Source organism: Streptococcus sp. 27098_8_109 (assembly GCF_041432295.1).
In the GTDB taxonomy this organism is placed as follows: domain Bacteria; phylum Bacillota; class Bacilli; order Lactobacillales; family Streptococcaceae; genus Streptococcus.
The window spans coordinates 42,701-67,579 of sequence record NZ_JAPVZJ010000007.1 but is presented as its reverse complement, the minus strand read 5'-3'; the positions used below and the strand labels follow the sequence as shown (position 1 = coordinate 67,579).

29 protein-coding genes are annotated in these 24,879 nt (G+C 41.2%); 27 read left to right on the top strand and 2 right to left on the bottom strand.

The genetic code is table 11. The annotated features are described in order from the left end of the window. Positions 1-126: 126 nt before the first annotated feature. The 16 genes from O3664_RS04395 to O3664_RS04320 all read left to right on the top strand — a co-directional run bounded on the left by O3664_RS04395 (position 127) and on the right by O3664_RS04320 (position 14,279). Positions 127-900, top strand: a complete 774-nt coding sequence (locus tag O3664_RS04395; protein WP_033684736.1) for a TatD family hydrolase — start codon at positions 127-129, stop codon at positions 898-900. Continuing rightward, complete coding sequence (gene rnmV, locus O3664_RS04390; RefSeq protein ID WP_000659993.1) at positions 900-1,466, top strand: ribonuclease M5; 567 nt, start codon at positions 900-902, stop codon at positions 1,464-1,466. Before O3664_RS04395 ends, rnmV begins: the two co-directional genes overlap by 1 nt. A 64-nt stretch (positions 1,467-1,530) precedes the next feature. Continuing rightward, positions 1,531-2,403 (top strand): 16S rRNA (adenine(1518)-N(6)/adenine(1519)-N(6))-dimethyltransferase RsmA, encoded by an 873-nt coding sequence (gene rsmA / locus O3664_RS04385; RefSeq protein WP_001216850.1) that lies wholly within the window; start codon positions 1,531-1,533, stop codon positions 2,401-2,403. A 1-nt stretch (position 2,404) separates the two neighbouring features. Next, positions 2,405-3,283 (top strand): ribosome small subunit-dependent GTPase A, encoded by an 879-nt coding sequence (gene rsgA / locus O3664_RS04380; RefSeq protein WP_371613675.1) that lies wholly within the window; start codon positions 2,405-2,407, stop codon positions 3,281-3,283. Between the two features lie 10 nt (positions 3,284-3,293). Further along, complete coding sequence (gene rpe / locus O3664_RS04375; RefSeq protein WP_371613674.1) at positions 3,294-3,950, top strand: ribulose-phosphate 3-epimerase; 657 nt, start codon at positions 3,294-3,296, stop codon at positions 3,948-3,950. Continuing rightward, positions 3,913-4,575, top strand: a complete 663-nt coding sequence (locus tag O3664_RS04370; protein WP_143952519.1) for a thiamine diphosphokinase — start codon at positions 3,913-3,915, stop codon at positions 4,573-4,575. The genes rpe and O3664_RS04370 overlap by 38 nt, the downstream gene beginning before the upstream one ends. A gap of 1 nt (position 4,576) precedes the next feature. Next, the gene (gene rmuC / locus O3664_RS04365; RefSeq protein ID WP_371613673.1) at positions 4,577-5,833 is read left to right on the top strand and encodes a DNA recombination protein RmuC; all 1,257 of its coding nucleotides are present in this window, start codon (positions 4,577-4,579) and stop codon (positions 5,831-5,833) included. Continuing rightward, on the top strand, positions 5,823-6,764 hold the full coding sequence (locus tag O3664_RS04360) for a 3'-5' exoribonuclease YhaM family protein (protein ID WP_000703197.1): 942 nt from the start codon (positions 5,823-5,825) through the stop codon (positions 6,762-6,764). Before rmuC ends, O3664_RS04360 begins: the two co-directional genes overlap by 11 nt. Before the next feature lie 105 nt (positions 6,765-6,869). Then, positions 6,870-7,697, top strand: a complete 828-nt coding sequence (gene purR, locus O3664_RS04355; RefSeq protein WP_371613672.1) for a pur operon repressor — start codon at positions 6,870-6,872, stop codon at positions 7,695-7,697. A gap of 66 nt (positions 7,698-7,763) precedes the next feature. Further along, a complete protein-coding gene (locus tag O3664_RS04350; RefSeq protein WP_371613671.1) occupies positions 7,764-9,014 on the top strand; it encodes a diaminopimelate decarboxylase in 1,251 nt (416 codons plus the stop codon). A 125-nt stretch (positions 9,015-9,139) separates the two neighbouring features. Beyond that, complete coding sequence (gene pflA, locus O3664_RS04345; protein ID WP_001288286.1) at positions 9,140-9,934, top strand: pyruvate formate-lyase-activating protein; 795 nt, start codon at positions 9,140-9,142, stop codon at positions 9,932-9,934. A 320-nt stretch (positions 9,935-10,254) separates the two neighbouring features. Further along, positions 10,255-10,965: an ABC transporter ATP-binding protein gene (locus O3664_RS04340; RefSeq protein WP_000438101.1), complete on the top strand. Its 711-nt coding sequence runs from the start codon at positions 10,255-10,257 to the stop codon at positions 10,963-10,965. A 1-nt stretch (position 10,966) separates the two neighbouring features. Then, on the top strand, positions 10,967-11,752 hold the full coding sequence (locus tag O3664_RS04335) for an ABC transporter permease (protein ID WP_061590038.1): 786 nt from the start codon (positions 10,967-10,969) through the stop codon (positions 11,750-11,752). A 1-nt stretch (position 11,753) separates the two neighbouring features. Further along, positions 11,754-12,473, top strand: a complete 720-nt coding sequence (locus tag O3664_RS04330) for a hypothetical protein (protein ID WP_049516002.1) — start codon at positions 11,754-11,756, stop codon at positions 12,471-12,473. 61 nt (positions 12,474-12,534) lie between these two features. Then, complete coding sequence (locus O3664_RS04325) at positions 12,535-13,221, top strand: response regulator transcription factor (protein ID WP_000323581.1); 687 nt, start codon at positions 12,535-12,537, stop codon at positions 13,219-13,221. Continuing rightward, the gene (locus tag O3664_RS04320; RefSeq protein WP_049515998.1) at positions 13,191-14,279 is read left to right on the top strand and encodes a sensor histidine kinase KdpD; all 1,089 of its coding nucleotides are present in this window, start codon (positions 13,191-13,193) and stop codon (positions 14,277-14,279) included. The genes O3664_RS04325 and O3664_RS04320 overlap by 31 nt, the downstream gene beginning before the upstream one ends. Before the next feature lie 176 nt (positions 14,280-14,455). Here the strand turns inward: O3664_RS04320 and yidC are convergent, their stop codons facing one another. After that, a complete protein-coding gene (gene yidC, locus O3664_RS04315) occupies positions 14,456-15,382 on the bottom strand; it encodes a membrane protein insertase YidC (protein ID WP_371613670.1) in 927 nt (308 codons plus the stop codon). 77 nt (positions 15,383-15,459) lie between these two features. After that, entirely contained in the window at positions 15,460-15,738 is a 279-nt protein-coding gene (locus O3664_RS04310) for an acylphosphatase (protein ID WP_001174616.1), read from the bottom strand. Between the two features lie 33 nt (positions 15,739-15,771). Between O3664_RS04310 and O3664_RS04305 the strand changes: the two genes are divergently transcribed. The 11 genes from O3664_RS04305 to O3664_RS04255 all read left to right on the top strand — a co-directional run bounded on the left by O3664_RS04305 (position 15,772) and on the right by O3664_RS04255 (position 24,692). Further along, positions 15,772-16,512 carry an RNA methyltransferase gene (locus tag O3664_RS04305; RefSeq protein WP_004255844.1) on the top strand — a complete coding sequence of 247 codons (741 nt, stop codon included), beginning with the start codon at positions 15,772-15,774 and terminating at the stop codon, positions 16,510-16,512. 54 nt (positions 16,513-16,566) lie between these two features. Continuing rightward, positions 16,567-17,250 carry a Bax inhibitor-1/YccA family protein gene (locus tag O3664_RS04300; RefSeq protein ID WP_084926998.1) on the top strand — a complete coding sequence of 228 codons (684 nt, stop codon included), beginning with the start codon at positions 16,567-16,569 and terminating at the stop codon, positions 17,248-17,250. A 110-nt stretch (positions 17,251-17,360) separates the two neighbouring features. Then, positions 17,361-18,353 (top strand): aspartate--ammonia ligase, encoded by a 993-nt coding sequence (gene asnA / locus O3664_RS04295; RefSeq protein WP_000748003.1) that lies wholly within the window; start codon positions 17,361-17,363, stop codon positions 18,351-18,353. 64 nt (positions 18,354-18,417) lie between these two features. Beyond that, complete coding sequence (gene rsmD / locus O3664_RS04290; protein ID WP_371613669.1) at positions 18,418-18,957, top strand: 16S rRNA (guanine(966)-N(2))-methyltransferase RsmD; 540 nt, start codon at positions 18,418-18,420, stop codon at positions 18,955-18,957. Beyond that, on the top strand, positions 18,947-19,435 hold the full coding sequence (coaD, locus tag O3664_RS04285; protein WP_020903089.1) for a pantetheine-phosphate adenylyltransferase: 489 nt from the start codon (positions 18,947-18,949) through the stop codon (positions 19,433-19,435). Before rsmD ends, coaD begins: the two co-directional genes overlap by 11 nt. Continuing rightward, positions 19,419-20,456, top strand: a complete 1,038-nt coding sequence (locus tag O3664_RS04280; protein WP_371613668.1) for a SepM family pheromone-processing serine protease — start codon at positions 19,419-19,421, stop codon at positions 20,454-20,456. Before coaD ends, O3664_RS04280 begins: the two co-directional genes overlap by 17 nt. Positions 20,457-20,512: 56 nt before the next feature. After that, positions 20,513-20,743, top strand: coding sequence for a DUF1146 family protein (locus O3664_RS04275; protein ID WP_000250399.1), 231 nt, complete (start codon positions 20,513-20,515; stop codon positions 20,741-20,743). 23 nt (positions 20,744-20,766) lie between these two features. Next, positions 20,767-22,050 carry a UDP-N-acetylglucosamine 1-carboxyvinyltransferase gene (murA, locus tag O3664_RS04270; protein ID WP_004255865.1) on the top strand — a complete coding sequence of 428 codons (1,284 nt, stop codon included), beginning with the start codon at positions 20,767-20,769 and terminating at the stop codon, positions 22,048-22,050. Next, positions 22,043-22,231: a DNA-directed RNA polymerase subunit beta gene (locus O3664_RS04265; protein ID WP_004241151.1), complete on the top strand. Its 189-nt coding sequence runs from the start codon at positions 22,043-22,045 to the stop codon at positions 22,229-22,231. Before murA ends, O3664_RS04265 begins: the two co-directional genes overlap by 8 nt. A gap of 38 nt (positions 22,232-22,269) precedes the next feature. Continuing rightward, entirely contained in the window at positions 22,270-23,094 is an 825-nt protein-coding gene (endA, locus tag O3664_RS04260) for a DNA-entry nuclease EndA (protein ID WP_033684748.1), read from the top strand. Positions 23,095-23,360: 266 nt separating this feature from the next. Next, positions 23,361-24,692, top strand: coding sequence for a hemolysin family protein (locus O3664_RS04255; RefSeq protein ID WP_125447711.1), 1,332 nt, complete (start codon positions 23,361-23,363; stop codon positions 24,690-24,692). The last annotated feature ends 187 nt before the right edge of the window (positions 24,693-24,879 follow it).

Genomic DNA, 24,879 nt, shown 5'->3' with positions numbered 1-24,879 from the left:
GTGCTATTATACTGCTTTGGGAAAATAGCGTCAAGAGACGACGATGGATTTTAGAATATTTTGTACAGATGAGGAGAGAGGGCAGTTTTTTGGTATAATAGAAGATAGAAAACGAGGTTAGAAGAGATGATTTTTGATACACATACACACTTGAATGTAGAAGAATTTGCAGGTCATGAGGCAGAAGAAATCGCCTTAGCTGCTGAGATGGGTGTGACACAGATGAATATTGTTGGTTTTGATAAACCGACGATTGAGCGTGCCTTGGAGTTGGTAGATGAGTATGACCAGCTCTATGCGACTATTGGTTGGCATCCGACAGAAGCAGGGACTTACACGGAGGAGATTGAAGCCTACTTGCTTGATAAGCTCAAGCATCCCAAGGTTGTTGCTTTAGGTGAGATTGGTTTGGACTACCATTGGATGACAGCGCCAAAAGAGGTGCAGGAGCAGGTTTTTCGCCGTCAGATTCAGTTATCTAAGGACTTGGATTTACCTTTTGTTGTCCATACTCGTGATGCGCTGGAAGATACCTATGAGATTATCAAAAGTGAGGGCGTTGGTCCTCGTGGTGGGATTATGCACTCATTTTCAGGGACTCTTGAGTGGGCAGAGAAGTTTGTCGCGCTTGGCATGACTATTTCCTTCTCAGGAGTGGTGACTTTTAAGAAGGCCACCGACATCCAAGAGGCGGCTAGAGAACTTCCTTTGGACAAGATTTTGGTGGAGACGGATGCGCCTTACTTGGCTCCTGTTCCTAAACGTGGTCGTGAAAATAAAACAGCCTACACTCGCTATGTAGTGGACTTTATCGCCGACTTACGTGGTATGACGACAGAAGAGCTAGCGGCGATAACAACTGCAAATGCAGAACGAATTTTTGGATTGGACAGCAAGTAATGAAAGAAAAAATTTCCCAAGTTATCGTGGTCGAAGGGCGCGATGATACGGCCAATCTCAAACGCTATTTCGATGTAGAGACCTATGAGACACGAGGTTCTGCCATCAATGAGCAAGATATTGCACGTATTCAGCGCCTACATGAGCTTCATGGAGTCATTGTCTTTACAGACCCAGATTTTAATGGGGAGCGGATTCGTCGCATGATTATGACGGCTATTCCAACAGTTCAGCATGCCTTCCTCAAACGAGATGAAGCTGTTCCCAAGTCCAAGACCAAGGGCCGTTCTCTGGGAATTGAGCATGCCAGCTATGAAGACCTGAAAATGGCTCTAGCTCAGATTACAGAACAATTTGAACATGAGAGTCAGTTTGATATCAGTCGTAGCGACTTGATTCGCCTTGGTTTTCTAGCAGGGGCAGACAGCCGTAAGCGACGAGAATATCTAGGAGAGGCTCTCCGAATTGGCTATTCCAACGGCAAGCAACTCCTCAAACGCCTAGAGTTGTTTGGGGTTACCTTGGCAGAAGTGGAAGAAGCTATGAAATCTTATGAGAACAGCTAAGCAGACCCCAAATGTAAGGGGAATGTGTTACAATAGAAGTAACAGATAATAGAAAAGAGAATAGATGAGAATTGCAGATTACAGCGTGACCAAGGCAGTGCTGGAGCGTCACGGTTTTACCTTTAAAAAGTCCTTCGGGCAAAATTTCTTGACGGATACCAATATTCTTCAAAAAATCGTGGATACGGCTGAGATTGATGACCAGGTTAATGTCATCGAAATCGGGCCAGGGATTGGTGCCTTGACGGAGTTTTTGGCTGAGCGTGCAGCAGAAGTTATGGCCTTTGAGATCGACCACCGTTTGGTGCCTATTTTGGCAGATACCTTGCGTGATTTTGACAATGTGACCGTAGTCAACGAGGATATTCTCAAGGTTAATTTGGCGCAACATATCCAGAATTTTAAAAATCCTGACCTGCCAATCAAGGTAGTAGCTAACTTACCATACTACATCACGACACCTATTCTCATGCACTTGATTGAAAGTGGCATTCCGTTTAGTGAGTTTGTCGTCATGATGCAAAAAGAAGTGGCGGACCGCATTTCAGCCCAGCCTAACACTAAGGCATATGGCAGCTTGTCAATCGCTGTTCAATACTATATGACAGCTAAGGTTGCCTTTATCGTGCCTCGTACGGTCTTTGTGCCAGCGCCAAATGTGGATTCGGCCATCTTGAAAATGGTGCGTCGTCCAGAGCCAGCCGTAGCAGTGGAAGACGAGAACTTCTTCTTTAAGGTTTCCAAGGCTAGTTTTACCCATCGCCGCAAGACCTTGTGGAATAACTTGACAGGTTACTTTGGCAAGACTGAAGAGGTTAAGGACAAGCTGACCAAGGCTTTGGATCAAGCAGGCTTGTCACCAAGTGTACGTGGGGAAGCTCTCAGCTTGGCAGAGTTTGCTAGCCTAGCAGACGCACTTAAAGGGCAAGGACTCTAAGATGCAGGGACAAATCATTAAAGCCTTGGCGGGGTTCTACTATGTAGAAAGTGATGGCCAGGTCTATCAAACACGAGCGCGTGGAAATTTCCGTAAAAAAGGTCATACCCCTTACGTTGGGGACTGGGTCGACTTTTCTGCCGAAGAAAATTCAGAAGGCTATATCCTCAAGATTCACGAACGCAAAAATAGCCTAGTCCGTCCGCCCATTGTCAATATTGACCAAGCTGTAGTAATCATGTCCGTCAAGGAACCTGATTTTAACAGCAATTTGCTGGATCGTTTCTTGGTTCTTTTGGAACACAAGGGAATCCATCCCATCGTTTATATTTCTAAAATGGATTTGTTGGAAGATAGAGAAGAACTGGATTTTTATGAACAGACTTATGGTGACATCGGCTATGACTTTGTGACCAGTAAAGAAGAACTTTTGCCCTTGTTAACAGGCAAGGTTACAGTTTTCATGGGGCAGACAGGTGTTGGAAAATCAACTCTTCTCAATAAAATCGCACCAGACCTTAATCTTGAAACAGGAGAAATCTCAGATAGTCTGGGTCGCGGGCGCCACACTACTCGAGCTGTTAGTTTTTACAATCTCAATGGGGGTAAAATCGCAGACACACCAGGCTTTTCATCCTTGGACTATGAAGTGTCAACGGCGGAAGACCTCAATCAGGCCTTCCCAGAGATTGCCAGTGTCAGCCGAGACTGCAAATTCCGCACTTGTACCCATACCCATGAGCCAGCTTGCGCGGTTAAGCCTGCTATAGAAGAAGGGACCATTGCCACCTTCCGTTTTGACAACTACCTGCAATTCCTCAGTGAGATTGAAAATCGCAGAGAAACTTATAAAAAAGTCAGCAAAAAAATTCCAAAATAAGGAGAAACCTATGTCTCAATACAAGATTGCTCCGTCAATTCTGGCAGCAGATTATGCCAACTTTGAACGTGAAATCAAACGTCTAGAAGCAACTGGTGCAGAATATGCCCATATCGATATCATGGATGGGCATTTTGTGCCACAAATCAGTTTTGGTGCAGGTGTGGTCGAAGCTCTTCGCCCTCATAGCAAGATGGTCTTTGACTGCCACTTGATGGTAGCTAATCCAGAGTATCATCTGGAAGACTTTGCGCGTGCAGGTGCGGATATTATCAGTATCCATGTGGAAGCAACGCCTCATATCCACGGTGCCCTCCAAAAAATTCGTTCTCTAGGTGTCAAGCCATCAGTTGTTATTAATCCTGGTACGCCAGTTGAAGCTATAAAGCATGTGCTTCACCTAGTTGACCAAGTCTTGGTCATGACGGTTAACCCGGGCTTCGGTGGACAAGCCTTTCTGCCAGAAACTATGGATAAGGTTCGTGAGTTAGTTGCTCTTCGTGATGAAAAAGGTTTGAACTTTGAAATCGAAGTGGATGGCGGGATTGATGACCAAACTATTGCTCAGGCCAAAGAAGCTGGTGCGACCGTTTTTGTAGCAGGTTCCTATGTCTTTAAGGGAGATGTCAATGAGCGAGTACAAACTCTCAGAAAACAACTGGACTAGTGTTGCCGTTTTTGCAGGAGGAGACCGTGGTCATTATCGGACGGACTTTGATGGTTTTGTTGGTGTGGATCGAGGCTCGCTCTGGGTCTTGGAGGAAAACCTACCTCTTGCTCTAGCGGTTGGAGATTTTGATTCTGTGACGGAAGAAGAGCGACAGGTGATTCAAAAACGTGCCCAGTATTTTGTTCAAGCCCGACCAGAAAAAGATGATACCGATTTGGAATTGGCTCTCTTGACTATTTTTGAGAAAAATCCTCAGGCTGAGGTTACTATTTTCGGTGCTTTGGGTGGCCGTATTGATCACATGCTGGCCAATGTTTTTCTTCCTAGCAATCCCAAGTTGGCGCCTTATATGCGTCAGATAGAAATTGAGGATGGGCAAAACTTGATTGCCTATTGTCCAGAAGGGACCAGTCAGCTAGAACCTCGTTTAGACTATGACTATCTAGCTTTTATGCCAGTTCGGGATAGTCAGCTGACCATTCTCGGAGCCAAGTATGAGTTGACAGAGGAAAATTTTTTCTTTAAAAAAGTGTACGCTTCTAACGAATATATAGATAGGGAAGTTTCGGTGACTTGCCCAGATGGCTATGTGGTCGTGCTACATAGTAAGGACAGGAGGTAGGATGGAAAGTTTACTTGTTCTATTATTGATTGCCAACCTAGCTGGACTCTTTCTGATTTGGCAGAGGCAGGATAAGCAGGAAAAACATCTCAGCAAGAGCTTGGAGGATCAGGCAGATCACTTGTCAGACCAGTTGGATTACCGTTTTGAACAAGCCAGACAAGCCAGCCAGTTGGACCAAAAAGATTTGGAAGTGGCTGTCAGTGACCGTTTGCAAGAAGTGCGAATCGAGTTGCACCAAGGCTTAACTCAGGTCCGTCAAGAAATGACGGAAAATCTCCTCCAAACCAGGGATAAGACTGACCAACGTCTCCAAGCCCTGCAGGAATCAAATGAGCAACGTTTGGAACAAATGCGCCAGACAGTCGAGGAAAAACTAGAAAAGACCTTGCAGACACGCTTACAAGCCTCCTTCGAGACAGTTTCCAAACAACTGGAGTCTGTCAATCGTGGTCTTGGAGAAATGCAGACAGTTGCCCGCGATGTCGGCGCCCTTAACAAGGTTCTCTCTGGAACCAAAACGCGAGGGATTCTTGGAGAATTGCAACTGGGGCAAATCATCGAAGACATCATGACCCCTGCCCAGTATGAACGAGAATATGCAACGGTTGAAAACTCTAGTGAACGAGTGGAGTACGCCATCAAGTTACCCGGACAAGGCGATCAGGAATACGTCTACCTACCAATTGACTCCAAGTTTCCACTGGCAGATTATTACCGCTTAGAAGAAGCCTATGAAGCAGGTGACAAGGATGATATTGAACGCTGTCGCAAGTCACTCCTAGCAAGTGTCAAGCGCTTTGCCAAGGATATCAAGAGCAAGTACATAGCACCGCCTCGGACGACCAATTTTGGAATCTTGTTTGTTCCGACAGAAGGTCTCTACTCAGAAATCGTCCGCAATCCTGTCTTCTTTGATGATTTGAGAAGGGAGGAGCAGATTATTGTCGCAGGTCCAAGTACCCTATCAGCTCTTCTTAACTCCCTATCAGTTGGCTTCAAAACCCTTAATATTCAAAAAAGTGCCGATCATATCAGCAAGACTCTTGCTAGCGTCAAGACCGAGTTTGGCAAGTTTGGTGGGATTTTGGTTAAGGCACAAAAACACCTCCAACATGCCTCTGGCAATATTGAGGAATTATTAAACCGTCGCACTACAGCTATCGAGCGAACGCTCCGTCACATTGAGTTATCAGAAGGTGAGCCTGCGCTTGATCTACTCCATTTCCAAGAAGATGAGGAAGAATATGAAGATTAGTCACATGAAAAAAGATGAGCTGTTTGAAGGCTTTTACCTAATCAAATCAGCTGACCTGAGACAAACTCGCGCTGGGAAAAATTACCTAGCCTTTACCTTCCAAGATGATAGTGGCGAGATTGAAGGGAAACTCTGGGATGCCCAACCTCATAACGTTGAGGCCTTTACAGCAGGTAAGGTTGTCCACATGAAAGGACGCCGAGAAGTTTATAACAACACCCCTCAAGTCAATCAAATTACCCTTCGCCTGCCTCAGCCTGGTGAACCCAATGATCCAGCTGATTTCAAGGTCAAGTCGCCGGTTGATGTCAAGGAAATCCGTGACTATATGTCGCAAATGATTTTTAAAATTGAAAATCCTGTTTGGCAACGGATTGTCCGAAAGCTCTACACCAAGTATGATAAGGAATTTTACTCCTATCCAGCTGCTAAGACCAACCACCATGCCTTTGAAACAGGCTTGGCTTATCATACGGCGACCATGGTGCGTTTGGCAGATGCTATTAGCGAAATCTATCCTCAGCTCAATAAGAGCCTGCTCTATGCGGGGATTATGCTGCATGACTTGGCCAAAGTTATCGAGTTGACGGGACCAGACCAGACTGAGTATACAGTGCGAGGTAATCTTCTTGGGCATATCGCTCTCATTGATAGTGAAATTACCAAGACAGTGATGGAACTCGGCATCGATGATACCAAGGAAGAAGTCGTTTTGCTTCGTCACGTCATCCTCAGTCACCACGGCCTACTTGAGTATGGAAGCCCAGTACGTCCACGCATTATGGAAGCAGAGATTATCCATATGATTGACAATCTGGATGCTAGCATGATGATGATGTCAACAGCTCTTGCTTTGGTGGATAAGGGAGAGATGACCAATAAAATCTTCGCTATGGACAATCGTTCCTTCTATAAACCAGATTTAGATTAATAATTTAAGAAAAATGAGCATTTTTTAGGATAAGAATGTTCGTTTTTTTATGTGAATATGGTATAATAGATAAAATATCAAAATTAAATGAAGTGGGAAATAGAAATGAAATTAAGAAGAAGTGATCGGATGGTTGTCATTTCCAACTATTTGATTAATAATCCTTATAAACTAACTAGTCTCAATACTTTTGCTGAAAAGTATGAATCTGCTAAATCATCCATATCAGAAGATATCGTGATTATCAAACGAGCCTTTGAGGAAATTGAAATCGGTCATATCCAGACAGTAACTGGGGCTGGTGGTGGTGTCATTTTCACACCATCAATCTCAAGCCATGATGCCAAGGAAATGGTTGAAGACTTGCGTGCCAAGTTGTCAGAAAGTGATCGTATCTTGCCAGGTGGTTACATCTACCTGTCTGATTTGCTTAGTACCCCAGCAATCTTGAAAAATATTGGTCGTATTATTGCCAAGAGCTTTATGGACCAAAAAATTGATGCGGTTATGACCGTAGCGACCAAGGGTGTTCCACTTGCAAATGCAGTTGCCAATGTCCTCAATGTTCCCTTTGTCATTGTGCGCCGTGACTTGAAAATTACCGAAGGTTCAACTGTCAGCGTCAACTATGTTTCAGGTTCAAGTGGTGACCGTATCGAGAAAATGTTCCTTTCAAAACGTAGTCTCAAGGCAGGCAGCCGTGTCTTGATTGTGGATGACTTCTTGAAAGGCGGCGGAACTGTCAATGGGATGATCAGCCTCTTGCGCGAGTTCGATTCAGAATTGGCAGGTGTAGCGGTCTTTGCGGATAATGCCCAAGAAGAACGTGAAAAGCAGTTTGACTACAAGTCACTCTTGAAGGTAACCAATATTGATGTCAAGAATCAAGCCATCGATGTTGAGGTTGGTAATATCTTTGACGAAGATAACTAAGAGATAGAACTAAAGGTTGGAACAATTGTCCCAGCCTTTCTTTGCAAATAGAATAGAAGGAAGCTAATGAAAACACCATTTATCAATAAAGAAGATTTAGAAGAGATTGTTGCCGAGTTCCCAACTCCCTTTCACTTGTATGATGAGAAGGGAATTCGTGAGAAGGCAAGAGCTGTCAACCAAGCCTTTTCTTGGAACAAGGGCTTTAAGGAATATTTTGCAGTTAAGGCTACTCCAACACCAGCTATTTTGGAAATTCTCCAAGAGGAAGGTTGTGGTGTGGACTGCTCTAGTTATGTGGAGCTTTTGATGAGCCATAAACTGAATTTCCCTGGTTCTGAGATTATGTTCTCTTCAAACAACACGCCAGACATGGAATACGCCTATGCGTGTGAATTGGGTGCGACCATTAACTTGGATGCCTTTGAAGATATTGAACATCTAGAGCGTGCAGCAGGTATTCCAGAAATCATCTCTTGTCGTTACAATCCTGGAGGCGTTTTTGAACTGGGGACAGACATCATGGACAATCCTGGAGAAGCCAAGTTTGGCATGACCAAGGATCAGCTCTTTGAAGCTTTTGCCATCTTGAAGGAAAAAGGAGCTAAGACTTTTGGGATTCACTCCTTCCTAGCGTCCAATACCGTAACCCATCTCTATTATCCAGAGTTGGCGCGTCAGCTTTTTGAATTGGCTGTTGAAATCAAGGAAAAGTTGGGTATTTCGCTAGACTTTATCAATCTTTCTGGCGGTATTGGTGTCAATTATCGTCCAGACCAGGAGCCGAACGATATCGCCTTGATTGGTGAGGGAGTTCGTAAGGTGTATGAAGAGGTCCTTACGCCAGCAGGTCTTGGTCAGGTTAAGATTTTTACCGAATTGGGTCGCTTTATGTTAGCACCTCACGGTGCTTTGGTCACAAGAGTTACTCATAAGAAGAAAACCTACCGTACCTATCTAGGTGTGGATGCATCAGCAGTCAACCTTATGCGTCCAGCTATGTATGGAGCCTACCATCATATTACTAACGTGACCCATCCAGATGGGCCAGCTGAAGTGGTAGATGTGGTTGGTTCACTCTGTGAAAACAATGATAAATTTGCAGTGAATCGCGAACTGCCTCATACAGAAATCGGTGATTTGCTGGTAATTCATGATACAGGTGCCCACGGATTTTCAATGGGCTACCAGTACAATGCCAAACTTCGTTCTGCGGAAATCCTCTATACCGAAGAAGGCAAAGCCCGTCAAATCCGCCGTGCAGAGCGCCCTGAGGACTATTTTGCAACCTTGTATGGTTTTGATTTTGAAGAATAAAATGATAAGTAATTGAAAATGAAATTGAAAAACAGATTGCTTTCTAAAAAATAGGCAAAAATCTTGTTTTTCTTTCAAGTCATGATATAATAAAACTATAAAACGTTTTCAAGGAAGGTAACGATATGTCTGAAGAAACAATTGATTATGGACAAGTGACAGGAATGGTGCATTCGACAGAAAGCTTTGGGTCAGTAGATGGGCCTGGTATTCGCTTTATTGTCTTTTTGCAGGGCTGTCACATGCGTTGCCAGTATTGCCACAACCCTGACACTTGGGCTATGGAGTCCAATAAGTCACGTGAACGGACGGTAGATGATGTCTTGACTGAAGCCTTGCGTTACCGCGGTTTCTGGGGGAATAAGGGTGGGATTACAGTCAGTGGAGGAGAAGCCCTCTTGCAGATTGATTTCTTGATTGCCCTCTTTACCAAGGCCAAAGAACACGGAATCCACTGTACCTTGGATACCTGTGCACTGCCTTTCCGTAATAAACCACGTTACCTTGAGAAGTTTGACAAACTCATGGCTGTTACTGACTTAGTTCTCTTGGATATCAAGGAAATCAACGAAGAACAGCACAAGATTGTCACTAGCCAAACCAATAAAAATATCTTGGCTTGTGCCCAGTATCTATCAGATATTGGAAAACCTGTCTGGATTCGCCACGTGCTAGTTCCAGGTTTGACAGATAGAGATGATGACTTGATTGAACTTGGTAAGTTCGTCAAGACCCTCAAAAATGTGGATAAGTTTGAAATTCTACCTTATCACACTATGGGTGAGTTCAAATGGCGTGAATTGGGAATTCCATATTCCCTCGAAGGGGTTAAACCACCAACAGCAGATCGCGTCAAGAACGCTAAGAAACTCATGGATACCGAAAGTTACCAAGACTATATGAAACGTGTACATGGATAAAAAAGAAGCCTGATGGAAACATCGGGCTTTTAAATTTACACAAATATAGATAATTAAATGAAACAAAATTTTATACTCTTCGAAAATCTCTTCAAACCACGTCAGCGTCGCTTTGTCGTATATATGTGACTGACTTCGTCAGTCTTATCTACAACCTCAAAACCGTGTTTTGAGCAGCCTGCGGCTAGCTTCCTAGTTTGCTCTTTGATTTTCATTGAGTATTAAATCTTTTTTACTCTCTAAATTCTGAAAAAAATCCGAAAATGAGTGTATAAGATATAGTTACTTTTAGAAATATTAAATAGAATAGGAGAACATCTATGGAACAAAGTATTACCATTAAAAATTTATGTAAGTCGTATGGCCAAACTCAAATTTTAAAAGATATTTCTTTTGAAGCAAAAGCAGGTAGAGTGACTGCTTTCCTGGGTCCAAATGGAGCTGGTAAAAGTTCAACCTTACGTATTTTATTAGGATTAGACAAAGCAACATCTGGTCTTACCAAAATTGGAGATCAAACTTATAAGGAATTAAAATTTCCTCTAAAGACTGTAGGAGCTTCATTTGACAGTGTAGGAGCTCCTGATGATCGGACTGTTTATCAACATTTGAAAATTGTTGCTGCTAGTAATGGGATATCCAGTCAGCGAATTGAACAAGTCTTGGATATGGTGGATATTAGTCATAAGAAAAAATCTAAAATTGGGAAATTATCATTAGGAGAAGGACAACGCTTGGGAATTGCAACAGCTCTATTAGGAAATCCTCAATATCTGATATTGGATGAACCGACTAATGGGTTGGATCCAAGAGGAATTCGGTGGTTTAGAGAGTTTATAAAAAAACAAGCTCAAGAAGGGAAGACCGTCTTACTGTCATCTCATATATTATCGGAAGTGGAAGCAGTAACAGATGATGTAGTTATCATAAATAAAGGAAAAGTTCTTATAAAAGGGACTTTACAAGAAGTGATGAAAAATCTTTCTTCACTAGAGGAAGTCTTCTTTAGTTTAACAGAGGGAGGGAAGTGACATGGCACTTATTTACTCTCTTCATTCTGAAATATTGAAATTACTTTATAATAGAGCTACTCATGTTGTACTATTCTTGATACTGGTATTTCAAACGTTTTTAGCAAATATTGGTGCTTCTCAAATTGTTTCAGTTGGTATCCATGCTACACCAGAGACAAATCCAGATTTAGCAGAGGCCTTACCTCCTATTGAATTTTTAGGTTTTGATGTCACTTTATTTGGTGTTTTTATTATGATTATCCTAGGCTCAATTTACGGAGCCGAGGAATACAAAGGCTTGGCTATTCGTACAAGCCTCCTCTCTGTTACAAATCGAAGTACTTTCCTAGTTTCAAAAACATTAGTTTGGCTTATATTTTCTTTTATCATTTCCTTTCTATCAATATTCTTGACAATTAACATGACACATTATGTTTTAGGACAAGATGGCTTATTGCTTTTTTTACTAAATGGAACAGTTTGGTTCTATATATTTTTAGCCAGTATAGCTTGGACTTTGTTGGGACTGCTGGCCTATATTATGGCTTTGACATTTAAAACAGCCATTGTTCCTCTATTATTTTTGCTTCCTCAAGTCTACAATTTAGGAACATTCTTAGCAAACTATATATCGGTTGCAAAATTTCTTCCAGTTGCATTGGGGCAAGGATTGATTGCTACATCTCCTCAAATTTTAGAACATAATAGTTTACAACATATTTTATTTTTACTTTGTTGGAACTTCTCATTCTTGGCTTTAGCAATTTACCGCTTACTCAAGTCAGATATTGGAGGAGGTGAATAAGTTGAAAGAACAACTTAAAAGTGAGTATCTCAAGTTTATTATGAATCCTTGGCACTGGTTGATTATAGGTGCTCTATTACTGTGTATTCCGGCGATGGTTGTTTTTTTAAATAGTAAGCCAGACCAGTTGACTCTACAGTTTGTTTTGGAACAGCTACTGCAAAGTCTCTATTTAGGACAGGCAGGTTTCGTTAGTCTAGCGGTTCTATTTATAGGTCAAGAATTTACAGGTTCTAGCCTTCGTACCAGTTTTCTTACATGTCCAAATCGTTTGAAATTTATAATCTGTAAACTAGCTATTGTATTATGTGTGGAAATTGTATTATTGGTCGCTGTAATATCATTATGTATACTAATCGCCCAAGGATACTACAATATCAATCTTTTGAGTAATATTAAACATGTTCTGACAATCCTATTTCCAGCATGTATTTCTATTCTAACCTTCTCTCTTTTAAGTGGTATTTTTGTATTTATTTCCCAGTCTTTTATCTTAATTTTGGGAATCAGTTTATCCCTTTTATTGGGGTTGGGACAAATGTTACTACAATTCAGTTCTTTTTTTAGAAATTTACCATTACTAGCTAGTATGAATTGTTTTTATACCCATCCCTTGTCGCTTTATTATCCAGTGTGGCAAGGCTTAGGGATACAAATAGTTTGGTTATTAATTGTTTTTCTATTTGCTACATTGATACTTATAGGAAGAAATGTACGCTAAAGACAGGGGATGTCCTGTCTTTTTCTTGGTTAGTGCTATAATATAGTTAGGAGGGTGAGTTATGGCTTATAAAATTTTGGTGGTAGATGATGATCTCGCTATTCTTCGCCTAATAAAAAAAGTACTAGAATATGAAAAATATGAAGTAGTCATACGAAATAAGATAGAAGAGATTGATCTTTGTGATTTTACAGGCTTTGACTTGATTCTATTAGATATTATGATGCCTGTTAGTGGTTTAGAGATCTGTCAGATGATTCGCGAACAGATAACTGTTCCTATCTGTTTTATAACTGCTAAGGATATGGATGAAGATTTAGTAGCTGGAATTAATGCAGGTGCTGATGATTATATTATGAAGCCCTTTAGTATGCAAGAATTGTTAGCACGTGTTAAAATGCACTTACGTCGTGAAGAACGGATTAAAGGAAATGTTCATCAAATAAAGATTGGGAAGCTTATACTATATACGGATAGTAAGGAACTATTTGTAAACGATGATAAGATTGCTCTGACAAGGAGGGAATTTGACATAGTGAATCTTTTGGCAAGCAACCCAAGTAAAATATATTCTATTGAGGAAATTTATAATTATCTATATCCACAAAGTTCAGAAGCGCTCTTACGTTCGGTTTCAGAGTACATTTATCAAATTCGTCAAAAGTTGAAACCTTATCAATTAAATCCAATTAAAACCTTATACGGTGGAGGATATCAATGGGTAGAATCAAAAGTTTTAGACAATTAATTCGAGAAACCTGTTGGAGAATTATTTGGCAGTTTAGTCTTGGCTTACTAATGGCCTATCTTATTCCCTTAGCTTCAGTATCTATACAAATAAATGAAGATGGGAAAACTTTAAACAATAGTGGTGTTCTATCAATCTTTTTTAATGTGTCATCATGGATATATATTTGTGTTTTATTGATTGTTCTAATAAGTTATCACATTGGAAAATTGTTGAAAAAACTGAGTTATGAAATGACTTTGATTTATGAAAATAGTATGTGGTTGAAGAAGGAATGTACAGAAAGTTTAACGGTTAAAGAATTTCGCGAGACAGGAAATCGGATTATTGTGATGCAAGATAGAATTCGACAATTAATAGTTAATGAGAAACAGCAGAAGGAAGATTTGATGTTTCAGGTTTCAGCAGCTTCTCATGATTTAAAAACTCCCTTAACCATTATTAGGGGAAATGTGGAATTTTTGCAGACGATAACTGAAAACGACCAATCTCAAGAATGCTTAGCAGATATAGAAAGAGCTAGTCAACAGTTACTAGATTATTTCAATCAATTGATTCACTATTCTAAAACCTATTATGATGATGAGACAGGTTGGACGGAGTATTCCTCTTCAGATTTTATCAATGAATTAGAGAAAGAAGTCTCTTTTTTGATAAAAAATCAGATGAAGTTTTCTTTTGAACAAAATGTGAAAGGAACTGAAAACTATTATATAAATCAATCTCTTCTGATTCGTGCCATACAAAATATTTTAACAAATGCTTTGGAATACGCTGATAAACAGAATCCTAAAATTAAAATTAGAGTAGAGCAAGAGGGGAAGGAATTGAAAATAGGTATATGGAATAATGGTTCGGAATTTCCAGAGGAAGTTTTAACTAATTTTGGAAAGCTCTTTTATCGTATGGATAAAGCTAGATCGTATAAAGAGCAACATTATGGTATTGGACTAAGTTTTGTATGTAGAGTTGCAAAACTACACAAAGGCCGAGTTGAGCTTAGAAATAGAGACGAGGGAGCAGAAGTTTTAATAACTGTGAATTGTATTAAATCATAGTGATTTACTTGTTAATTTATGATTGAATAGTTTTTATATGTGAGCTTTTAAACTATTTAACTTTTTCGACTAGTATAAGATGTAACGGTAGATAATAAAAACGAATGATGATATCTAGTTGATGAAAACTATTTATCATTCATTCGTTTTTTAATTATTGGATAATTTACGTAGCTTTATCTCGAACGTTGTTTTCCAGCGTTGCGATTTTTATGTTTTTTCTTGCTTGTGATAGCAGTTGGTTGTCCAGGGGTAACGTCTTTTCGTCCACTTGGTGTAGAGAAAGTACTTGCTTTTGGTGGGTTCTTTGCCAGTTCTTCACGGACTTTTTTGCGAAGTTTTGGACGAACGATATAGTTGACGATAAACTGTTGGAGAATCATCATGAAACCACCGACAACCCAGTAAAGTGTGACACTGGCTGGTGAAATGAGGGAGAAGACAACAATCGTGATTGGGCTCACGTAAGCCATTTTCTTGATTTGTTCTCTTTGCGTTTCGTCTTCTACTCCGTGAAGTGAAAGGAGCGATTGAAGATAGTAAAGGACACCTGCGCAGGCAACCAAAATCATACTTGGAGAACCTAGAGGAATGCCTAGGTAGCTTGCTTGAGCAACCCCTTCAGTATGTTGGGCAGCAAAGTAGATAGCTGAGAAGAAAGGCATTTGAAGGAGGATAGGGAAACATCCTACACCACCAAACATGCTGATGCCGTGTTCTTTTTGAGCGGCAAAGAGAGCTTGTTGGGCTTCGAGTTTTTCTTCTTGAGTAGTCGCTTCCTTGAGACGTGTTTGGTGTGGCTCAAGGACGTGCTTGAGGGCGTTCATCTTTTCAGAGTGAAGCGTTGCCTTCCATGATTGGTAGATACCAAGTGGCAAGATAATCAAGCGCACGATAATGGTTACGATAATGATAGCGACACCGAAGCCTAGACCTTTATCAGTAGCGAAGTACTTGATAGCTTCTCCCATCGGAGCACCCAAGAAATCCCAAACGGGACCAATTGGCTTACCTGTTGCTTTATCAATCTGAACGCAACCAGTCAAGACTAGCAACATAGCCACTCCCATAGCTGAGAGTGCAAAACGTTTAATAGATTTCACTGTTTTTATTCCTTCTTTAAAAATTATACCTTTCTATTCTACTGTTTTTTTACAAAATATACAATAGTTCTAGAGACCTAATTTGCGATTTTAAAGTCAGGGTAGGGAGGAAAGTTGCTTAGTTTGACATCTAAGTAGCTGACTTTTGAAAAAGGTGTGGGTCCTTTGCGGATTTCTTGGATAAATTTTGCCATGGTAGCAGATGAGTCTGCTTGGGCTAAAATTTCTACTGTGCCATCGTCGTTATTCCATACTCGACCTGTGATGCCACCAATTTCAAGTGCCAAGCTGTAAACACCCCAACGAAAGCCGACACCCTGTACCCTACCTTGGGCAATCATTCTAACCTTTTGCATACCAAACCCCTTTGATTGTGTTATAATATTTCTATGACTATTATAACCTCAAAAGCCAATTCTGTGGTAAAAAATGCCAAGAAATTACACCAAAAAAAATACCGCAAGTCTGCCTATTTGATTGAAGGCTGGCACTTGTTTGAAGAAGCTGTTCAAGCTGGAGTGACGATTGAGAAAATCTTTGCCTTAGAAAGTTATCGAGAACAGTTAGTTGCTTTTCCGCAAACTGTCTGGGTATCAGAGGATATTTTGCTAGATTTGGCGGATTCTCAGACTCCACAGGGAATTGTTGCGGTGGTTCAAAAAGAAGAAGTAGAACAAACTGACTTTAGTCAGGGCAAGTTCTTGTTTTTGGAAGATGTGCAAGATCCTGGTAATGTGGGAACGATCATTCGAACTGCGGATGCAGCAGGTTTTACTGGAGTGATTGTTTCAGATAAATCGGCAGATACCTACAGTCTCAAGACTTTACGTTCCATGCAAGGCAGTCATTTTCATCTGCCTATTTACCGGATGTCTAATCAAGTGCTTCTCGAGAAAGCTAAAAAGGCAGGTATACATGTGCTGGCGACAACCCTATCTAAAGATTCTGTTGATTACAGAGAACTGCCTCCTATAGAAAATTTTGTACTAGTCATGGGAAATGAGGGTCAAGGAATTAGTTCCCTCATGGCTGAAAGTGCAGATCAATTGGTCCATATTAGCATGAAGGGGCAGGCCGAGAGTCTCAATGTTGCCGTTGCGGCCGGTATTTTAATTTTCCATTTAAGCTAATTTTAACTTTCTTTGTTATAATCAAGGAAAGATGTTCATAGAAAAGGAGAAAAGATGAATCACACTATTATTCACGACCGCGCAGGTCTCAATCAATTTTACGCTAAAGTCTATGCCTTTGTTGGTCTGGGGATCGGATTATCCGCTTTAGTATCAGGTCTTATGTTGACGGTCTTTCAATCTCAGTTGGTTTACTTTTTGATGCAGGGACGCCTCTGGTTGACCATTGCAACCTTAGCAGAGCTAGCTCTGGTCTTTGTTGCCAGCAGTATGGCTTCAAAGAATAGTCCAGCTGCTCTTCCAGTATTTTTACTTTACTCTGTATTAAACGGCTTTACCCTCAGTTTTGTGGTGGCCTTCTATACTCCAGGTACAGTTTTATCTGCCTTTGTGTCGAGCGCCCTTCTCTTCTTTGTCATGGCGGCAGTTGGCATGTTCACCAAGAAAGATTTGAGTGGCCTTGGTCGGGCTATGATGGCGGCTCTTATCGGTTTGCTGATTGCCATGGTAGTTAATATTTTCTTGGCTAGTGGTTTCTTTGATTATATGATTAGCGTAGCCATGGTTTTGGTTTTCTCAGGGCTGATTGCTTGGGACAACCAAAAAATTCGCTATGCCTATGAGCAATCACAAGGTCGTGTAGCGACAGGTTGGGTTGTGTCAATGGCTCTTAGTATCTATCTTGATTTTATCAATCTTTTCCTAAGTATTCTACGTATCTTTGGTCGCAATGACTAGAAGGTCCCTAACATCAGTGTTCGAAGGAGCACTGATTTTTTCGTATTTGCTCTTTCCTTTTCTTGAAAATAGGTGTATAATGCTTTTAACTAATTTTTGAGGAGTAGTTTATGAAGAAAAGTTTTATTCATCAACAAGAAGAGATTTCCTTTGTCAAAAACACTTTTACCCAGTATTTGAAAGATAAGTTAGAAGTTGTCGAAGTTCAAGGTCCTATCTTGAGTAGGGTCGGCGATGGTATGCAGGACAACTTATCAGGTGTGGAGAATGCCGTATCGGTCAAGGTTCTCCAAATCCCTGATGCTACTTATGAAGTGGTGCACTCCCTTGCTAAATGGAAACGCCATACTTTGGCTCGTTTTGGTTTCGGTGAGGGAGAAGGTCTTTTTGTCCACATGAAGGCCCTTCGTCCAGACGAAGATTCGCTGGATGCGACCCACTCTGTTTATGTTGACCAGTGGGACTGGGAGAAGGTTATCCCAAATGGTAAACGGAATATCGCTTATCTAAAAGAAACCGTTGAGAAGATTTACAAGGCTATTCGCCTTACTGAGTTAGCTGTTGAAGCCCGCTATGACATTGAGTCTATCTTGCCAAAACAAATCACTTTTATCCACACAGAAGAGTTGGTAGAACGCTACCCAGACTTGACACCGAAAGAGCGTGAAAATGCTATTTGTAAAGAATTTGGAGCAGTCTTCTTAATCGGTATCGGTGGTGAATTACCAGACGGTAAACCGCACGATGGACGTGCACCAGACTACGATGACTGGACAAGTGAGTCTGAAAATGGCTACAAGGGTCTAAATGGTGATATTCTTGTCTGGAATGAGTCTCTGGGTGGAGCCTTTGAGTTGTCTTCTATGGGAATCCGTGTAGACGAAGAAACGCTTCGCCGTCAGGTTGCCATCACAGGTGATGAAGACCGTTTAGAATTGGAATGGCACAAGGCTTTGTTGAACGGCCTATTCCCATTGACAATCGGTGGAGGAATTGGACAATCTCGGATGGCCATGTTCCTACTTCGCAAGAAACACATCGGAGAGGTGCAAACAAGTGTTTGGCCTCAAGAAGTCCGCGATACTTACGAAAATATTTTGTAGAGAATCGAACCGCAAGGTTCGATTTTCTTTCTCTTTTCGCCCATAATTTGGTATAATAAACGGTATGAAAATCGTATCAGGAATCTATGGGGGACGTCCCCTCAAGACACTAGAAGGAAAGACGACAAGACCTACTTCGGATAAGGTTAGGGGAGCCATTTTTAACATGATTGGTCCCTACTTTGAAGGGGGACGAGTCTTGGACCTGTATGCAGGTAGTGGTGGTCTATCTATCGAGGCAGTCTCGCGTGGCATGTCCAGCGCTGTTTTGGTGGAGCGCGACCGTAAGGCTCAGGCTATCGTGGCTGAAAATATTCAGATGACCAAGGAAGTTGGAAAATTTCAACTCCTCAAGATGGATGCGGAACGAGCCTTGGAACAGGTATCTGGGGAATTCGACCTCATTTTCTTAGACCCTCCTTATGCCAAGGAACAAATCGTAGCAGATATTGAAAAAATGGCTGAGAGAGAGCTTTTTTCTGAAGATGTTATGGTGGTTTGTGAGACAGATAAAATGGTAGAACTTCCAGAAGAAATTGCCTGCCTGGGTATCTGGAAGGAAAAAATTTATGGAATTAGTAAGGTGACAGTTTATGTCAGATAAGATTGGCTTATTCACAGGCTCATTTGATCCGATGACAAATGGGCATCTGGATATCATTGAACGGGCGAGCAGACTCTTTGATAAGCTCTATGTCGGTATTTTTTTTAATCCCCACAAACAAGGATTTCTTCCTATCGAAAATCGTAAACGGGGGTTAGAAAAGGCTTTGAAACATTTGGAAAATGTTGAAGTTGTGTCTTCTCATGATGAATTGGTGGTTGATGTCGCAAAAAGACTGGGGGCTACTTGTCTAGTGCGTGGTTTGAGGAATGCAGCGGATTTGCAATATGAAGCCAGTTTTGATTACTACAACCATCAGCTGTCTCCTGATATAGAGACCATATATTTACATAGTCGACCTGAACATCTCTATCTCAGTTCATCAGGCGTTAGAGAGCTTTTGAAATTTAGTCAGGATATTGCTTGCTATGTTCCTGATAGTATTTTGGAGGAAATAAGAAATGAAAAAAAAGATTAGATGGCCCTTATATGTCATTGCGGCCTTAATTGTGACTTTCTTGGCATTTGTAGTGCCCTTGCCCTATTATATAGAGGTTCCAGGTGGTTCGGAAGATATTCGCCAAGTCCTTAAAGTCAATGACACAGAAGATAAGGAAGCTGGTGCCTATCAATTCGTTACGGTTGGTGTCCAGCGCGCTACTTTAGCCCATATGATTTATGCTTGGTTGACGCCTTTTACAGATATTCGTAGTGCCCAAGAGACTACAGGTGGTTCTTCCGATGTTGAATTTATGCGGATTAATCAATTCTACATGCAAACATCGCAAAATATGGCCAAATATCAAGGGCTAAAAACAGCTGGTAAAGATATCGAACTCAAATACCTTGGGGTTTATGTCTTGACTGTGACGGATAATTCGACCTTTAAAGGGATTCTCAACATCTCTGATACGGTCACAGCAGTCAATGATCAAACCTTTGACAGTTCCAAAGACTTGATTGATTACGTCAATTCTCAAAAACTAGGGGACTCCGTCAAGGTCACCTATGAAGAGGATGGGCAAACCAAGTCTGCAGAAGGTAAGATTATCACCTTGGAAAATGGCAAAAATGGAATTGGAATCGGCTTGATTGACCGTACGGAAGTGACCAGTGATGTCCCAATTCGCTTTTCAACAGCCGGTATCGGCGGACCAAGTGCTGGTCTCATGTTTAGTCTGGCCATCTATACCCAGATATCTGACCCTGGCCTTCGAAATGGCCGTATCGTTGCCGGTACAGGAACCATTGACCGCGATGGGAATGTGGGGGACATTGGAGGTATTGATAAGAAAGTTGTAGCTTCGGCTAGAGAAGGTGCTGCTATTTTCTTTGCTCCAGATAACCCTGTTAGCGAAGAAGAACAAAAAGCACATCCTGATGCGAAAAACAACTACCAAACAGCCCTAGAAGCAGCTAAAACAATCAAGACAGATATGAAAATCGTGCCAGTTAAAACCCTACAAGATGCAATTGATTACTTGAAAAACAATCCCTAGTTTTAAGTTAAGTTTCCAAACTAGCGCACAAACAGAGAAGATGGTATAATAGTCAAATGGTTCAATTATTATTCACTCTAAGCAGTCACATGCTCTTTATTTATGTGAGTTTTTACCTTTTAAAGAATCTTGTTAGATGGGAAAAAGTCTTAAAAGTAACAGCTGAGAACACAGGAAAAGTTCGTTTATTAGTAGCCTTTTTTAGCATTGTCATGGGCTATATCATGAGTTCTTTCTTTATCAGTCTATATCAGTTGTGGCAAGAAGCGCTTAGAGGATTATTATAAAATCAAATGTAAAGGAAATAAGTATGGAAAAAATTGTGGTTCAAGGTGGCGATAATCGTCTGGTAGGAAGTGTTACGATCGAGGGAGCAAAAAATGCAGTATTGCCCTTGTTGGCAGCGACAATTCTAGCAAGTGAAGGAAAGACTGTTTTGCAGAACGTTCCTATCTTGTCAGATGTTTTCACTATGAATCAGGTGGTTCGTGGTTTAAATGCCAAGGTGGATTTTAATGAAGAAGATCATCTTGTTGAGGTGGACGCGACTGGCGATATCACTGAGGAAGCTCCTTACAAGTATGTCAGCAAGATGCGTGCATCTATCGTTGTCTTGGGACCAATTCTTGCCCGTGTAGGTCATGCCAAGGTATCCATGCCAGGTGGTTGTACGATTGGTAGCCGCCCTATTGATCTTCATTTAAAAGGTCTGGAAGCTATGGGGGCTAAGATTAGTCAGACAGCTGGTTATATCGAAGCCAAGGCTGATCGCTTACATGGAGCTCATATCTATATGGACTTCCCAAGTGTTGGTGCTACTCAGAACTTGATGATGGCAGCGACTCTAGCTGATGGGGTGACAGTGATTGAAAATGCTGCGCGTGAGCCTGAGATTGTTGACCTAGCCATTCTCCTCAATGAAATGGGAGCTAAGGTTAAGGGTGCTGGTACAGAGACCATTACCATTACCGGTGTTGAGAAACTTCATGGTACGACTCACAATGTAGTCCAAGACCGTATCGAAGCCGGAACCTTTATGGTAGCTGCTGCCATGACTGGTGGTAATGTCTTGATTAAAGACGCTGTCTGGGAGCACAACCGTCCCTTGATTGCCAAATTGCTTGAAATGGGAGTGGAAGTGACAGAGGAGTCTGAAGGAATTCGAGTTCGATCTCAACTAGAAAATTTAAAAGCTGTTCATGTGAAAACCTTGCCCCACCCAGGTTTTCCAACGGATATGCAGGCCCAATTTACAGCCTTGATGACCGTCGCAAAAGGGGAATCAACTATGGTGGAGACAGTTTTCGAAAATCGTTTCCAACATCTAGAAGAAATGCGTCGCATGGGCTTGCACTCTGAGATTATCCGTGATACAGCTCGTATTGTTGGTGGTCAACCTTTGCAGGGGGCAGAAGTTCTTTCAACTGACCTTCGTGCCAGTGCTGCCTTGATTTTGACAGGTTTGGTAGCACAAGGAAAAACTGTAGTTGGTAAATTGGTTCACTTGGATAGAGGTTACTACCGTTTCCATGAGAAGTTGGCACAGCTAGGTGCTAAGATTCAGCGGATTGAGGCAAGTGATGAAGATGAATAAGAAATCAAGCTACGTAATCAAGCGTTTACTTCTAGTCATTTTGGTACTGTTTTTAGGTGCTCTAGCCCTAGGTATCGGCTTAATGGTAGGTTATGGAATCTTGGGCAAGGGTCAAGATCCATGGGCTATCCTGTCTCCAGCAAAATGGCAGGAATTGATTCATAAATTTACAGGAAATTAGGCTGGAGAACCAGTCTTTTTCTAGAGATAAGGAGAAAAATGGATAAAAAAACAAGACAGACACTGATCGGGCTGCTAGTGTTATTGCTTTTATCTGCGGGAAGCTATTATATCAAGCAGATGCAGTCGACAGCTAATAGTCCTAAAACAAAGGTTAGTCAGAAAAAACAAGCGTCTGAAGCTCCTAGTCAATCATTGGCAGAAAGTGTCTTGACAGACGCAGTCAAGAGTCAAATAAAAGGGAGTCTGGAGTGGAATGGCTCAGGTGCTTTTATCGTCAATGGTAATAAAACAAATCTAGATGCCAAGGTTTCAAGTAAGCCCTACGCTGATAATAAAACAAAGACAGTGGGCAAGGAAACAGTGCCAACCGTAGCAAATGCCCTCTTGTCTAAGGCTACTCGTCAGTACAAGAATCGTGAAGAAACTGGGAATGGTTCGACTTCATGGACTCCTCCAGGCTGGCATCAGGTTAAGAATCTAAAGGGTACTTATACCCATGCGGTCGATAGAGGTCACTTGTTAGGCTATGCCTTAATCGGTGGCTTGGATGGTTTTGATGCCTCGACAAGCAATCCTAAAAACATTGCTGTTCAAACGGCCTGGGCAAATCAGGCGCAAGCCGAGGATTCGACTGGTCAAAACTACTATGAAAGTATGGTACGTAAGGCCTTGGATAAAAACAAGCGTGTCCGTTACCGTGTAACCCTTTACTACGCTTCGAATGAGGATTTGGTTCCTTCAGCTTCACAGATTGAAGCCAAGTCTTCAGACGGAGAGTTGGAATTTAATGTTCTAGTTCCCAATGTTCAAAAAGGGCTTCAATTGGATTACCGAACTGGAGAAGTGACTGTTACTCAGTAAAATATAACATAAACTCCTATGTCACTTGTGGATATAGGAGTTCTTTCTTACTAGTTTAAGCAGGGCTACAATAGACACTGATACTCAATGAAAATCAAAGTGCAAACTAGGAAGCTAGCCGCAGCTTGCTCAAAGCACAGTTTTGAGGTTGCAGATAAAGCTGACGTGGTTTGAAGAGATTTTCGAAGAGTATGGGAAAAATAATATGTACTGGACTATATTTTGTGATATAATAAAGGATAAGATACTATTTTAGGAGAAGAACTATGGAAGACCCAAGTAGTCAGAATTTGTTGCTACAATTTGTTTTATTGTTTATCTTGACGGTGTTAAATGCCTTTTTCTCAGCCACAGAAATGGCCATGGTGTCACTAAATCGTGCGCGGGTTGAACAAAAGGCAGAAGAAGGAGATAGACGCTATATCCGTCTGCTGAAGGTACTAGAAAATCCTAACCACTTTTTATCAACCATTCAAGTAGGGATTACCCTGATTACAATCTTATCAGGGGCGAGTTTGGCAGAAACTCTGGGACGAGAAATTGCATCTTGGCTTGGAAATGGCGAAACAGCTTATGCCGTAGCAAGTTTTCTATCTTTAGCATTTTTGACTTATATTTCCATCGTTTTTGGGGAATTATACCCTAAGAGAATCGCTCTTAATCTAAAGGATGCCTTGGCGATTCGTACAGCGCCAGTTATCATTGGGCTGGGGAAACTAGTTAGTCCCTTTGTTTGGCTCTTATCTGCATCTACCAATCTCTTGAGTCGCTTGACTCCGATGACCTTTGACGATGCTGACGAAAAAATGACCCGTGATGAAATTGAGTACATGTTGACAAATAGTGAAGAAACACTAGATGCTGACGAAATTGAGATGTTACAAGGGATTTTTTCACTAGATGAACTGATGGCCAGAGAAGTCATGGTTCCTCGAACGGATGCCTTTATGGTCGATATTCAGGATGATAGTCAAACCATCATCCAAAGTATTTTAAAACAAAATTATTCTCGTATCCCTGTCTATGATGGAGACAAGGATAACGTGATTGGAATCATTCACACCAAGAGTCTCCTTAATGCGGGCTTTGTGGACGGTTTTGACAATATTGTTTGGAAGAAAATCTTACAAGATCCACTTTTTGTTCCTGAAACTATTTTTGTGGATGACTTATTAAAAGAACTGCGCAATACTCAAAGACAAATGGCAATCTTGCTGGATGAATACGGTGGGATGGCTGGTTTGGTGACCCTAGAAGACCTCTTAGAGGAAATCGTTGGGGAAATCGATGACGAAACAGATAAAGCGGCAATAGATGTTCATCAAATCGGTGAGGATACTTACATTGTTCAAGGTACCATGAATCTCAATGATTTTAATGACTACTTTGATGTTGAACTGGAAAGTGATGACGTTGATACCATCGCTGGTTACTATTTGACAGGAGTTGGGACCATTCCAACGACTGAGAAACTCAGTTATGAATTAGTCAGCCAAAACAAACAGCTTATCCTTACCAATGATAAAGTGAAAAATGGACGCGTTACCAAGGTAAAAGTCCAAATTACCGAAGTTGAAATAGAAGAAGAAACAGAGTAAACTAGAGGCTTTTGTCACCAGGTGTGACGAAGCTTTTTCAGTTGATTTCAAAAGGAAATTGTGTCCTCGAAAAACTCAGCCCCAAACTTGCCCCAAAAGTTTTTTAAAGTTATACGTATTTATTCAAGGAAAAAGAAAAAAGCCCTTTAAATTGGGCTTTCTGTTTAAATGAAACCTGATAAATCAA